This window comes from Nocardia sp. NPDC058666 (genome assembly GCF_042714895.1).
Lineage (GTDB): Bacteria > Actinomycetota > Actinomycetes > Mycobacteriales > Mycobacteriaceae > Nocardia.
This window is the reverse complement of the sequence record NZ_JBHXRY010000001.1, coordinates 1,368,259-1,381,721: the sequence shown is the minus strand read 5'-3', so window position 1 is coordinate 1,381,721 and position 13,463 is coordinate 1,368,259. Positions and strand designations below refer to the sequence as shown.

At 68.0% G+C, this 13,463-nt stretch carries 10 protein-coding genes; 2 read left to right on the top strand and 8 right to left on the bottom strand.

What is annotated here, in order from left to right; genetic code table 11:
* Nucleotides 1-7: 7 nt before the first annotated feature.
* Nucleotides 8-1,231, bottom strand: a complete 1,224-nt coding sequence (locus ACFWVD_RS06320) for an aspartate aminotransferase family protein (RefSeq protein ID WP_379240875.1) — start codon at nt 1,229-1,231, stop codon at nt 8-10.
* 54 nt (nt 1,232-1,285) lie between these two features.
* Entirely contained in the window at nt 1,286-1,927 is a 642-nt protein-coding gene (locus ACFWVD_RS06315; RefSeq protein ID WP_379240874.1) for a Pr6Pr family membrane protein, read from the bottom strand.
* A gap of 320 nt (nt 1,928-2,247) precedes the next feature.
* Here ACFWVD_RS06315 and hrpA point away from each other — a divergent pair, with 320 nt between their 5' ends.
* Nucleotides 2,248-6,396 carry an ATP-dependent RNA helicase HrpA gene (gene hrpA, locus ACFWVD_RS06310; RefSeq protein ID WP_379240873.1) on the top strand — a complete coding sequence of 1,383 codons (4,149 nt, stop codon included), beginning with the start codon at nt 2,248-2,250 and terminating at the stop codon, nt 6,394-6,396.
* Between the two features lie 31 nt (nt 6,397-6,427).
* Here hrpA and nrdR read toward each other — a convergent pair whose 3' ends face one another.
* The 3 genes from nrdR to ACFWVD_RS06295 all read right to left on the bottom strand — a co-directional run bounded on the left by nrdR (nt 6,428) and on the right by ACFWVD_RS06295 (nt 8,968).
* Entirely contained in the window at nt 6,428-6,901 is a 474-nt protein-coding gene (gene nrdR / locus ACFWVD_RS06305) for a transcriptional regulator NrdR (RefSeq protein ID WP_379240872.1), read from the bottom strand.
* 69 nt (nt 6,902-6,970) lie between these two features.
* Nucleotides 6,971-8,200 (bottom strand): hypothetical protein, encoded by a 1,230-nt coding sequence (locus ACFWVD_RS06300; protein WP_379240871.1) that lies wholly within the window; start codon nt 8,198-8,200, stop codon nt 6,971-6,973.
* A 111-nt stretch (nt 8,201-8,311) separates the two neighbouring features.
* Complete coding sequence (locus tag ACFWVD_RS06295) at nt 8,312-8,968, bottom strand: hypothetical protein (protein ID WP_379240870.1); 657 nt, start codon at nt 8,966-8,968, stop codon at nt 8,312-8,314.
* A gap of 232 nt (nt 8,969-9,200) precedes the next feature.
* Between ACFWVD_RS06295 and lexA the strand changes: the two genes are divergently transcribed.
* Nucleotides 9,201-9,911 (top strand): transcriptional repressor LexA, encoded by a 711-nt coding sequence (gene lexA, locus ACFWVD_RS06290; protein ID WP_379240869.1) that lies wholly within the window; start codon nt 9,201-9,203, stop codon nt 9,909-9,911.
* A gap of 64 nt (nt 9,912-9,975) precedes the next feature.
* Here the strand turns inward: lexA and ACFWVD_RS06285 are convergent, their stop codons facing one another.
* The 3 genes from ACFWVD_RS06285 to dapF all read right to left on the bottom strand — a co-directional run bounded on the left by ACFWVD_RS06285 (nt 9,976) and on the right by dapF (nt 13,457).
* Nucleotides 9,976-10,875 carry a lysophospholipid acyltransferase family protein gene (locus ACFWVD_RS06285; protein WP_379240868.1) on the bottom strand — a complete coding sequence of 300 codons (900 nt, stop codon included), beginning with the start codon at nt 10,873-10,875 and terminating at the stop codon, nt 9,976-9,978.
* 97 nt (nt 10,876-10,972) lie between these two features.
* Nucleotides 10,973-12,406 carry a GTPase HflX gene (gene hflX / locus ACFWVD_RS06280; protein WP_379240998.1) on the bottom strand — a complete coding sequence of 478 codons (1,434 nt, stop codon included), beginning with the start codon at nt 12,404-12,406 and terminating at the stop codon, nt 10,973-10,975.
* 169 nt (nt 12,407-12,575) lie between these two features.
* A complete protein-coding gene (dapF, locus tag ACFWVD_RS06275; RefSeq protein WP_379240997.1) occupies nt 12,576-13,457 on the bottom strand; it encodes a diaminopimelate epimerase in 882 nt (293 codons plus the stop codon).
* Nucleotides 13,458-13,463: the final 6 nt, after the last annotated feature.

The following is a 13,463-nucleotide window of genomic DNA, read 5'->3' as shown; positions in this document are numbered from 1 at the left end:
GTGGGGATCAGCCCAGGGCGCGGGCGAATCCTTCTGCCAGGTCGGCGACCTGGGCGTCGGTCATGACGAACGACGGGGAGATCTGCATGGCGCCTGCGCCGGCGGCGCGGCCTGAGATGCCGTGTTCGCGCAGGGTTTTCACCAGGGCGGGGCCTTCGGAGGGGTCGGCCAGTTGGACGGCTGCTACCGCGCCGAGGCCGCTGCGGACTTCGGCGACGCGGGGGTGGTCGGCCAGGGGGGCCAGGGCGGTGTGGAGGGTGGATTCCAGGCGGGCGGCTTCTTCTACGAGGCCTTCGCGTTCGATGATGGCCAGGTTGGCCAGCGCTGCTGCGGCGGCGCCCGCGTGGCCGCCGTAGGTGTAGCCGTGGCGGAACCAGGTGCCGCCGGCGAAGAAGGGTTCGGCCAGGTGGGGGGCGATGAAGACCGCGCCCATGGGGAGGTAACCGGAGGTCAGGCCCTTGGCGGTGGTCATCAGGTCGGGTTGCAGGTCGAAGCGGGTGGAGGCGAACCAGGAGCCGCCGATGCGGCCGAAACCGGTGACGACCTCGTCGGCCACGAACAGGATGTCGTGGTCGCGGCAGATCTGACGGACCTCGGCCAGGTAGCCCTCGGGGGGCAGGTACACGCCGCCCGCGCCGATGATCGGTTCGCAGAAGAAGGCGGCGATCTGCTCGGCGCCGACCTCTTCGATCATGGCCAGCAGGGACTTGGCGTCGTTCCATTCGACGGTGCGGGTGTCTTCCACCAGCACGCCGTAGCCCTCTTTGTTGGGCGTCAGGCCACCCAGTGAGGTGCTCGCGTAGTGCATGCCGTGGTAGGCCAGACGGCGGCCGACCAGGATCTTCTTGTCGGGGCGGCCCTGTTCGTGCCAGTAGCGGCGGGCCAGCTTGGCCGCGGTCTCCACCGAGTCCGAACCGCCGGAGGTGAAGAAGATCTTGCTGCCGGGAACGGGCGCGATCGACGACAGTTTCTCGGCGAGTTCCTGCGTGGGGGCTTCGGTGAGGTCGCCGAAGTTGGAGTAGTGCGCGATGGTGCGCAGCTGGTCGGCGACCGCGTCGGCGATCTCGCCGCGACCGTGCCCGACGTTGGCGAACCACAGCCCGGCGGTGGCGTCGAGGTACCGCTTGCCCGCGGTGTCGAAGACGTACGCGCCCTCGCCGCGAGCGACAACGAACGCACCGTCACGATTGACGGCACCCATATCGGCGAATCCATGCCAGAGCGCATTCATGGGTCCACATTTACCGCACCGGGCTCGCGCCCCCGCAGCTGACCCACCGCTATCTCAGTCTGTGGTCTTGCGTTCGCGCCACCGAGCCGGTAGGTCGCCCAGACCTGCCATGGCGACGGCGAGCACGACGAACACCACCAGCAACACCAGCAAGCCGATCGTCAGCGACACCCAACCCTGCACGCGGGGGTCGATGAACGGGTAGGGGTACCAGTCGACGATCGGGCCGCGGATCAGGCTGTAGACGCCGTAGACGACCGGGAAGATCAGCCATTGGCCGATCAGCGCGGGGCTGGGGCGCAGGCGTTTCGCCATCGGGACGAACAGCCAGTCCAGCAGCAGCACCAGCGGGAGGATGCGGTGCAGGACGTCGTTGATCCACTTGTCGGTGAGCATCACGTCGACGTTGGCGAGCAGGACGGCGTAGACGACCATCGTGATCAGCATGTAGAGGGTGACGGCGCCGCGGAAGGTCTGCCAGCGCGGACTTCGCGGGGCGAGCGCGCCGCCGACGAGCAGCACGATCACCGACAGGACGTTGGACTCGATGGTGAAGTAGCTCAGGTAGTTGGTGAGCGAGAAGGTCGCGGAGTCGATATTGCGGATCGGAATCCACAGCAGGGCCAGCACCCCGAGCAGCCCGAACGCGATCCGGTACGCCCTGATCCACCACGCCGTACGCACCGAGGTACTCATGCTGTGTCCTTTCCGACCACTCCGACGCCACGCGACGGGACTGCTGTGCGCATCGACCACGTCGGCCGGTTCGCCACGCCGGAGCCCGCCGCGCGGTGACGCCGCACTGCCGCGAGCCGACCGATCATGCCCGGATCTTCGCATAACCCGACCCCGCTCACCGGGAGCTCGCGCTCGCGCACCTGTCGCGCCACGACAGCCGCGAAGACTCGCGGACCTCGACAGCCACACGACACGGTGTGTCCTTGGTCTCCGCGAGGGTCCTCGCAACCGACGCGGCGGAAAATTCGGTGGCGGCCTTCGCTAGGCTGGTAGCCGCAATGACCAGGACATCCAGCACCGGAGTACGCGCGCTTCGCGCTCGCTTGGCGGAGGTCGCGCTGCGCGACGAACATCGACTCCGGCGCAAGCTCGACCGTGCGCGCCCCGACGATCTGCCCGCCGTCGAGGCCGAGATCGCCACCGCCGAGACGCGCGTGGCCAATCGCCGCGCGGCGCTTCCGCAGATCACCTACCCCGAGCAGCTGCCGGTGTCGGCGCGGCGCGACGATATCGCCGCCGCGATCGCCGCCAACCAGGTCGTGATCGTGGCCGGTGAGACGGGTTCGGGTAAGACCACCCAGATCCCGAAGATCTGTCTCGAACTCGGTCGCGGCATCCGCGGGACCATCGGTCATACGCAGCCGCGACGCCTGGCCGCGCGCACGGTGGCCGAGCGCATCGCCGAGGAACTGGGCACCGAACTGGGTGACGTGGTCGGGTACACGGTCCGGTTCACCGATCACGCGTCGGATCGCACGCTGGTCAAGCTCATGACCGACGGCATTCTGCTCGCGGAGATCCAGCGCGACCGGATGTTGCGCCGCTACGACACGATCATCATCGACGAGGCGCACGAACGCAGCCTCAATATCGACTTCCTGCTGGGCTATCTGAAGCAGTTGCTGCCGCAGCGCCCCGATCTCAAGGTGATCATCACCTCCGCCACCATCGACCCCGAACTGTTCGCGCGGCATTTCGCCGATGCGCAGGGCGATCCGGCGCCGATCGTGGAGGTGTCGGGGCGGTCGTATCCGGTGGAGTTGCGGTATCGACCGCTGTCGCTGGAACTGCCCGGGGCTGACGACGATGAGGATTCGCGGGTGGTCGACCGCGATCCCACCGACGCGATCGCCGACGGTGTGGTCGAACTGTTCGCCGAGGGCGACGGTGATGTGCTGGTGTTCCTGTCGGGCGAACGCGAGATCCGCGATACCGCCGACGCCCTGCGTGACCTGAAACTGCCGCGCACCGAGATCGTGCCGCTGTACGCGCGACTGTCGGCGGCTGAGCAGCACAAGGTGTTCTCGCCGCATACCGGTCGACGGGTGGTGCTGGCCACCAACGTCGCCGAGACTTCACTGACGGTTCCCGGCATCCGGTACGTGATCGACCCTGGTACGGCCCGTATTTCGCGGTATTCGATGCGGACGAAGGTGCAGCGGCTGCCGATCGAAGAGGTGTCGCAGGCTTCGGCGCGACAGCGGTCGGGGCGCTGTGGTCGGGTCGCGGACGGTATCTGTATTCGGTTGTACTCCGAGGACGATTTCGAGGCGCGGCCCGCGTTCACCGAACCGGAGATCCTGCGCACCAATCTCGCGGCGGTCATTCTGCAGATGACGGCGCTGGGGCTGGGCGATATCGAGAGTTTCCCGTTCGTGGAGGCACCGGATCGTCGGGCTATCCGTGACGGCATCGCGTTGCTCGAGGAATTGGGTGCGCTGGCACATGGCAGCTCTAAAGCTGTTGCGGGCGAAGCTGATTCGGGTGGGCATCTCACGCTGACGCCGATCGGTCGGGAGATGGCGCAGCTGCCGGTGGATCCGCGGATGGCGCGGATGTTGGTCGAGGCTCAGCGCAACGGGTGTCTCGATGAGGTGCTGATTATTGTTGCGGCACTGTCGATTCAGGATGTGCGGGAACGTCCTGTCGAGCATCAGCAGGCGGCTGACGCTCAGCACGCTCGGTTCACGGTCGAGGGTTCGGATTTTTTGGCGTACCTGCGACTGTGGGATTACCTCACCGAGCAGCGGAAGTCTTTGTCCTCGAACCAGTTCCGGCGAATGTGCCGTGACGAGTTCTTGCACTATCTGCGCATCAGGGAGTGGCAGGATCTGCACGGCCAGTTGCGCACGATCGCGCGCGGCATGGGCTGGAACGGCGCTGGTTCGGGCCGGGCGGACACCGAGACCGACCAACCCGCAGCGTCGGCGGGTGCCTCTACCGGACGCCGGGGCCGGGGCCGTGGGCGGGGAAATTCCCCACGTCCGGTAGCGGATTCGACTGCCGGCCACGGAGCTCGGCGCGGGCAGCAGCAGGCAACGACCGTGAAAACCGCAGGGGCGTCAACCAACTCGGCCGATGACGACGCGATGCCGTGGCCGAGTACCCAGATCCACCAGTCACTGCTTGCCGGAATGCTCTCGCATATCGGTGTGCGCGAGGCGGAGTCGCGGGAGTTCCTCGGGGCGCGCAATGCGAAGTTCATGATCTTCCCCGGGTCGTCGCTGGCGAAGAAGGCGCCGCGCTGGGTGATGGCGGCGGAGCTGGTGGAGACCTCGCGGCTGTGGGGGCGGATCGCGGCGAAGGTGGAGCCGGAGTGGGCCGAGCGGCTGGCCGGCGATTTGGTGAAACGTACTTACTCCGAACCACATTGGTCGGCCAAGCGCGGTTCGGCGCGGGCTTACGAGCGGGCCACGCTGTATGGCGTGCCGTTGGTGACCGGGCGGCCGGTGGACTTCGGGCGCATCGATCCGGAACTGTCGCGGGAGCTGTTCATCCGGCACGCCCTGGTGCAGGGTGAGTGGCAGACGCGGCACGGGTTCTTCGCGCGCAATCGTGCGCTGATCGACGATGTGGCCGATCTGGAGCATCGGGCGCGGCGGCGCGATCTGCTCGTCGACGATGAGGTGCTGTTCGAGTTCTACGACAAGCGCGTGCCCGCCGACATCGTGTCGGTGCGGCATTTCGACAGTTGGTGGCGCAAGACCGAACGCAAAGATCCTGCGCTGCTGGACTTCTCGACCGACACCGTGGTCAACGCCGGTGTCGCGGCACTGGACCCGACCGACTTCCCCGACGCCTGGCGGCAGGGTGAACTCAGCTTCCCGCTGACCTACCAGTTCGAACCCGGCCAGGACGACGACGGCGTCACCGCGCGTATTCCGGTGGAGCAGCTCGCGCACGTGCGCGCGGTCGGCTTCGACTGGCTGGTGCCCGGGATGCGCGAGGAACTGGCCGTCGCGTTCATCAAGACTCTGCCGAAAGCGTTGCGGCGCGCGGTAGTTCCCGCGCCCGACTTCGCGGCGGCGGCCCTGCGCGGGCTGACCCCGCGCGCCGAACCGCTGCGCACGGGGCTGTCGCGGGAGCTGTCGCGACTGGGTTCGGTCACCATCACCACCGACGACCTGTCCCCCGCCGCGCTGCCCGATCATTTGCGGATGACGTTCGCCGCGGTCGATCAGCAGGGCAAGGTGCTGGCCAAGAACAAGAGCTTGCCGCAGCTGAAAATACAACTGGCCGACCAGGTTTCGGCGTCGGTGGCGCGGGTGACCGCCGGTGCCGAGCGTGCGCCGGCCACGGTGTGGACGTCGGAATCCCTAGGTACGGTCGCGCCGACCGTGAGTCGCGAGGTCGCGGGGCAGACCGTGACCGGGTACCCGGCGCTGGTGCCCGAGGGTGACGGTGTGGCGGTGCGCGTGTTGAGCTCGCCCGGTGAGCAGGCGGCGGCGATGCGCGCGGGTGTGCGCACCCTGTTGCTCGCGGCGATCCCCACCTCGACCCGTGCGGTCACGGCCGGACTGCCGCCGCGCGATCGGCTGGCGCTGAGCCAGAACCCGGACGGTTCCCTGGAAAAACTGGTCGAAGACTGTCGGGTCGCCGCGGCCGACGAACTCATCGCCAAGGCGGGTGGGCCGGTTCGCACGCCCGCCGAGTTCGACAAACTGGTCGAGAAGGTCCGGCCGCAACTGTCGACGGCGGTCGTGGCGCTGATTCGCACCGTTGTGCCGGTGCTGGCCGCGGCACAGCAGGCGCGTGCGGCGGTGGCCGACACCCTCGAGACCGATATCGCCGATGATGTCCGCCAGCAGCTCGACGACCTGCTGTTTCCCGGTTTCGTCGCCGAATGGGGGCGGGTGCGACTGCTCGAACTCCCCCGGTATCTGCTCGCGGCGGCGCAACGACTGGAGTCGCTGCCGGGGTCGGCGGTGCGTGACCGGCAGGCGATGGTGGAAGTCGATCGGATGCTCGCGGCCTATGACAAGCTCGTGCGCGCCCTGTCCCCCGGGCGCAAGAATGCCCGCGACGTCACCGAGATCTGGTGGATGATCGAGGAATTGCGGGTGAGCCTGTTCGCGCAGAAGCTGGGCACGCCGTACCCGGTGTCGGCCAAGCGAATCGAGAAGGCCATCAGCACTATTCGGCGTTGACCTGCCGAATCCTGTATGGCTACAACGTCAATCAGTCGGTGGAGGCCACCGCGGCGGCTTCGCGCGCGGCCCGCATCTCGGTGATCTCGCGTTCGAAATCGGCTGCGCTGGTGAAGGATCGGTACACCGACGCGAAGCGCAGGTACGCCACCTCGTCGAGGTCGCGCAGGGGGCCCAGGATCGCCAGGCCGACTTCGTGGCTGGGCACTTCGGGAGAACCGGTGGCGCGCACCGCGTCTTCGACCTGTTGGGCGAGCAGGTTCAGGGCGTCGTCGTCGACTTCGCGACCCTGGCACGCCCGACGCACGCCGACGATCACCTTTTCACGGCTGAACGGCTCGGTCACGCCACTGCGCTTGACCACCGACAGGATCGCGGTCTCGACCGTGGTGAAACGACGGGTACACGACGGGCAGGAACGGCGGCGGCGGATCGCGGTGCCCTCCTCGACTTCCCGCGAGTCGACCACGCGCGAGTCGGGGTGTCGGCAGTACGGGCAATGCATCCGAGGGTTCCTTCGTCGATGCGCGATTTTTTGTGCCTGGTAATTCCACGGCTCTTGACAGGATACCGGTCAGGAGGGCACAACCTGCCATTGCGTGGTCAGGTCCGCGATGATGTCGGGTAACCGGGACAGCATCCGGCCACGATGCAGCTTGCCGGGAAACGGTTCGCGATAGACCATCACCGCGTGCGCGGGGTCGGCGACCAGGTCCAGATGACGGGGCACCAGATCGGCGGTGAGGTAGGCCCAGCGGGTGTCGCGGTCGGCCCAGTTGAACGCGGGCAGCGGCATCCGCAGCCCCACCGGACTGCCCGCGGCGATCGGCGACCACACCGTCACCGGGGCGTACACGCCGGGCGCGCGGGTGCCGGGCACGCCCGGTTTGCCCGCGACGGTGGTGACATAGGTCAGCACCCGGCCCAACCCCGCGCGACCGGCGGCGGTCTCGTCCCACTGGTCGGCCACGATGTGGTTCTGTTCGCGATCGGTCATGGTGACCAGCGCGTCGGCACGGCCGGAGTCGGTGCCGCCGTCGATACCCTGCCAGGCCGCGTACATGCGGTCGTCGAGCAGGCCGGCCGCGTACATCTCGTGGATGCCCGCCATGCCGAGGGCGAGGTAGGCCTCGTGCATCGGGACCAGATCGGTGAAGATGTGTTTCTGCATGATCATCAGCCGCGACTGGTACCAGGCCAGGTCGGCGGGGGTCAGGCGCGGGGCGAGGGTGGCCAGGGCGGTGATGTCGGCGGGCACGCCGGTGAGCAGCTGCGGTGGAGTGGTGCGCAGCAGGTCGGCCACCGCGGAGCCGAGTTGGTGGATGCCGCCGACCGACAGCACGGTGCCGATATCGCCGACATCGAACACCCCTGAGGCGAAGGAACCGCCCGCGATGCCTGCCAGGCCTGCCCAGTAGAAGTCGGGGCGGGCCGCGGCGATGCGAAAGTAGTTCACGTACACCTGGGTGAAGGTGGCGGTGTTGGCTGCTACGCCACGGTTGACATCCCAGGCGGCAAGGTCGATGGCGGCGTTGTCGGTGGCTACTACGAGCCAATACTGGTGCAGCAGAGTCGAATAGCGGGCCGGGTCGATGCCGTCGGCTCGGGCCTGGGTCAGTGCGTCCAGCAGAGGTTGCTGCGCGGTGGGCAGGTCCGGGTGCAGGCCGCCGCCGTATTCGCCGTCGCCGTTGAGGGTGGGCAGATCGAGGTAGGTGGATTCCGCGTGTGCGACGGGCGTGAGTAACGCACCGAGCAGCACGCTCAGAAGGAGAGCGATCGAGAAGCGCCGCACAGGACCTCGCATCCGGTTTCGATCAAGGCCCCCGCCCTGATTCAGGATGCTCGCACCGTAGCAACGTGTTCTAGTTTGGGCGGGGTTTCGACTCGAAACCCTTTTCGCGCAATCGCTTTCGCGCTATCGGAGAGAGGGCATCCCGCCGGACGGTAACCCCGCCTGCTCGGAGATGCCGGGAATCGACGAGTCGACGTGGTCCACGAAACTTCCCGCTCGAACATGCGCCAACCCGAGAAACGCCACCACGATCAGCGCGGTGACCAGCGCCGTCACCGCCAGTGCCGCGAACCCGGTTTTGGCCTGTTCGATCCGGTGCAATGGATGCGCACCGCGCGCGTGCCGGGCGGGACCTACCGAACCGCGCGCATACAGCGACAGTTCACTGCGCGGCGCGCGATGACGAGGGCCACGATCCGACGAGGGCCGCGCGAGGTCGCGTGTTCGAAACGCCGGCGCGCTACGCGGCACGGTGGCGAAGGCGAGATCCAGTTCGGCGTCGGTGAGTTCGATGCGACGCGCGACACGGGCGATATCGACGGAAGAGTCGTTCGCCCCGACCAACACACCGGATCGAACAATGCCGCGCGCGATGGTCGAATCGGCTTCGGTCGACGGGCGAGGCACGGCAGGCAAGCCACGATCCACCGATGGGCGCGAAAGAGTGGGTCGTACAAGAGCGAAAGGTCGTGCGGTGCGGGCATTGCGCCGACGGCGGAGCTTGGTCTCCGGGACCGCGGTGGAGTCGAGGGAACGCAGGGCGCTGGTTGCTGTGCTCATCGGAAGAACCTCCGGGGTGGTGTGCTCCGCTGCTGCGAGAAAGTACTGGTGAGGCGGCGATGCCTCCCGTTGTTCGAACACCTGTGCGACGAACTGATGTTCGATTTCTACCAGATCCCGGCGCGGATGTCAGCAGGAAACGCCCGACATGCTCGAACAGATGTTTGATTGTTCGGCGTGGCCCGACTAGCCTCGAGATGGCGAATTCGACAACTCAGAAGGGCGGGACACGGTGACCCACACAGACGACACGGGTGACGAAAGCGGCACCGGCACCGTCACATCGGGATCCGGAGCGGATCTCACCGTGCGTCAACGCACGGTCCTCGATGTCATTCGTTCCTCGGTGACCGAGCGCGGCTACCCGCCCAGCATCCGCGAGATCGGCGACGCGGTCGGGCTCACGTCCACCTCCTCGGTGGCCCATCAGCTGCGCGCACTGGAACGCAAGGGGTATCTGCGCCGCGATCCGAATCGTCCGCGCGCGGTGAATGTCCGCGGTCTGGACGAGGCGGTGCGTTCGGTCACCACCCTGCCGCAGCCCGACGAGCCCGATCCCAGCCGCCCGACCCCGACCTTCGTGCCGGTGCTGGGCCGGATCGCCGCCGGCGGTCCGATCCTGGCCGAGCAGGCCGTGGAGGACGTGTTCCCGCTGCCGCGCGAGCTGGTCGGCGAGGGTTCGCTGTTCCTGCTCAAGGTCGTGGGCCAGTCGATGATCGACGCGGCCATCTGCGACGGCGACTTCGTGGTGGTGCGTCAGCAGAACGTCGCCGAGGGCGGCGATATCGTCGCGGCGATGATCGACGGCGAGGCCACGGTGAAGACGTTCAAGCGCACCGGCAAGGACGTGTGGCTGATGCCGCACAACCCGCACTTCGAACCGATCCCGGGCAACGACGCGCAAATTCTGGGCAAGGTCGTCACGGTCATCCGCAAGATCTAGCGGACTCCGCACAGCACGACGCCGCGGCGGACATCGTGTCCACCGCGGCGTTGTCGTACTCGCGTCAGAACGGCAGGGCGTTGCGCAGCCGTCCTACCAGGGTGCGCCCGGAGTCGCGGTCGCGTTCGTTGAACAGGAACTGCAGTTCCTCTTCCAGGCCCTTGCGGACCACGTCGCGCAGGTCCGCGGCGGCACCGTCGAGGTCGTCGGCTTCCATCCACGCCGTGGGGTCGATGGGGGTGCCCGCGGAGAAGTAGAACCGTTCCGGGCGGGGCACGATGGTCGGGCCGATGCCCTTGACCAGGGGCGGGTTCAGTTCGGGGTTGATGCCCAGCAGGCTGCAGGTCCAGCGCAGCGGGCGCATCACCGGGTGTTGGCCGTCGAAGACGATGTCGTAGGCGTCGTCGATGCCGATCATGGCCAGGGGCACGATCGGGACGCCGGCCTGGATCGCCATGCGGGCGAAACCGGTGCGGCCCTCCCACTTGAGCACGTACTTCTCGTCCTTGCGGCGGATCGCCTCGCGGCCCCCGCCGGGGAACACCACCACCGCCTCGCCGCGCTCCAGCAGCGCCAGGCAGTTCGAGCGGGTGCCGCGCACCGCGCCGTAGTGGTGCAGGAAGTTCCGCACGCCGGGCACCATCAGCACGTGCTCGGCCAGGCCGCGCACCAACCGGCCGCGCTGACGCAGGATCTCCGGCAGGATCAGCGGGGCGTCGATCCCGCCCAGCAGATTGTGGTTGGCCACGATCAGCACCGGGCCGTGCGTCGGAATATTGTCCAGGCCATAGAATTTCGGGCTGGTCCATGCCCGCAGCGGCGCGAGCAACGCCTCGAACACGCGCATGTCCCACACGCCCGGCGCCGGATTCAACGGTGCCCCATCCGACAGGACAGGGTCGCCGTCACGCGCGGCGACCCTGTCGTCGATCACAATTTCCGAACCCTGCTTGTCGTTCGACATAACACCCTCCTGCTGTCGACCATCGACCATAGCGCCCGAAAACGCCTGTGTCGCATCGACAAATGACCGCAACCGGTCGGCAAATCAGCGCAGAAGATCAGCTGTGCACCGGCTCCGCGGGCCCGGAATGGGCGTACTCCGACAGTGCCGCGGCAAGGGCGTGCGGCACGCGCGCGCGAACCCGGGTGCCGCCTTCCTCGTGGTCGGCGGTGACGATGCGGCCGTCGGCGTGGATGCGGGCGAGCAGGTCGCCGCGGCTGTAGGGCAGCAGGACACTGATGTCGACATCGAGTCCGCCCAGCACCTCCGACAGCCGCTCGCGCAGCTCTTCGACACCCTCGCCGGTCTGCGCCGACACGAACGCGGCCTGCTCGAGCATGCCGCGCAGGCGGGTGAGTTCGTTGGGGTCCGCGGCGTCGATCTTGTTGACCACCAACAGTTCCGGCGGTGCGGGGGTGCCCTGTTCGCGGATCACGTCGGTGATCACCTCGCGCACGGCCTTGATCTGTTCCAGCGGCAGCGGGTCGGCGCCGTCGACGACATGCAGCAGCAGGTCGGCGTCGGTGACCTCTTCCAGGGTCGAGCGGAAGGCCTCGATCAGCTGGGTGGGCAGGTGGCGCACGAAACCGACGGTGTCGGTGAACACCATCTCGCGGCCGTCGTCCAGCGCGGCCCGGCGGGTGGTCGGGTCGAGGGTGGCGAACAGGGCGTCCTGCACGAGCAGGCCCGCGCCGGTCAGCGCGTTCATCAGGCTGGACTTGCCCGCGTTGGTGTAGCCCACGATCGCGATCGACGGCACGCCGCTTTCGCTGCGACGCGCGCGCATGGTGTCGCGCGCGGTCTTCATCTCGCGAATCTCGCGGCGCAGCTTGGCCATTCGTTCGCGAATGCGGCGGCGGTCGGTTTCGATCTTGGTCTCACCGGGACCACGCGTGCCCACACCGCCGCCGGCGCCGCCCGCGCGACCACCGGCCTGACGCGACATCGACTCACCCCAGCCGCGCAGGCGGGGCAGCATGTATTCCATCTGGGCCAGCGCGACCTGGGCCTTGCCCTCGCGGGAGGTGGCGTGCTGGGCGAAGATGTCCAGGATCAGCGCGGTGCGGTCGATGACCTTCACCTTGACGACCTTCTCCAGCGCGTTGAGCTGGGCGGGGGTGAGTTCACCGTCGCAGATCACGGTGTCGGCGCCGGTGTCGAGCACGATCGTGCGCAACTCCTCGGCCTTACCGGAACCGATGTAGGTGGCCGGGTCCGGCTTGTCGCGGCGCTGGATCAGCGCTTCCAGGACTTCCGAGCCCGCCGTTTCGGCCAGGGCGGCCAGTTCGACCATGCTGCCCTCGGCCTGCGCGGTGCTGCCGGTGGTCCACACGCCGACCAGCACGACCCGCTCGAGGCGCAGCTGCCGGTATTCGACCTCGGTGATGTCGGTGAGCTCGGTGGACAGACCGGCCACGCGACGCAGGGAGCTGCGCTCGTCGAGCTGCATCTCGCCGCGGGTGGGTTCGGCGGCCCAGCCGGGCTGGTTCATGCGGGCCGCGTGCCGGGCCAGCGCCTCATCGACGTCGCTGTGCTGCGCGTCGATGTCGGGATCGGCGGTGGACTGCTGCGCCGATGTGGGTTCTGTGGGTTCTACTGGTTTCGTCATACGTTCTCCATGCTGCCACGTCGGGGTGACAGCGTGCACGCGGTTATCGGCACTACTGCGCGTCCCACCAGTGCCGCGACAGTGTTCCGGTGGCCAACAGCACCGACGGACCGCGCATCCACGCCCGCCCCTGCACGATGGTGACCCGCACCTGACCACCGGGTACGCGCACGGTGACCTCGCCGGTTTCGGTGCCCACCGACACGCCCGCGGCGGTCAGTGCGGCGGCGGCCGCGGCGACGGTGCCGGTGCCGCAGGAGCGGGTTTCGCCCACGCCGCGTTCGTACACGCGCATGTCCACGGCGTTGTCGGCGTCCAGGGCGGTGAGGATTTCCACGTTCACGCCGTGCGGGAACAGGTCGGGGTCGAAGCCCGGTGACGCGGTGAGGTCGAGTTTGGCCAATGCGTCGGCGGTCAGGCTCTCGTCGACGCAGGCCAGGTGCGGGTTGCCCACGTCGATGCCGATGCCGGCCAGCGCCCAACCAGCCAGGGTGGCGGTCGACGGGCCGAGTTCGCGGACAACGCCCATGTCGACGGTGACTTCGCCGTCGGTCGAATCCGCGGTGTGCACGACGACGGGCCGGGCGCCCGCGCGGCTGCCGACGACGTATTCGGTGCGGGTTTCCAGGCCGGTGGCGTTGAGGTAGTGCGCGAACACGCGGGTGCCGTTGCCGCACATTTCGGCGATCGAGCCGTCGGCGTTGCGGTAGTCCATGAACCAGTCGTCGCGACCGACACCGTCGGGCAGCCTTTCGAGAACCCCGGCGGACAGCAGCGCACCGGCCTTCGCCACGCGCAACACGCCGTCGGCGCCCAGACCTCGCTGCCGGTCGCACAGGGCAGCGACGCGGTCGGCGGTCAGGTCGAGGCGCACCTCGAGGTCGGGCAGCACCACGAAGTCGTTCTGGGTGCCGTGGCCCTTGCTGAATTCGATGTCGGA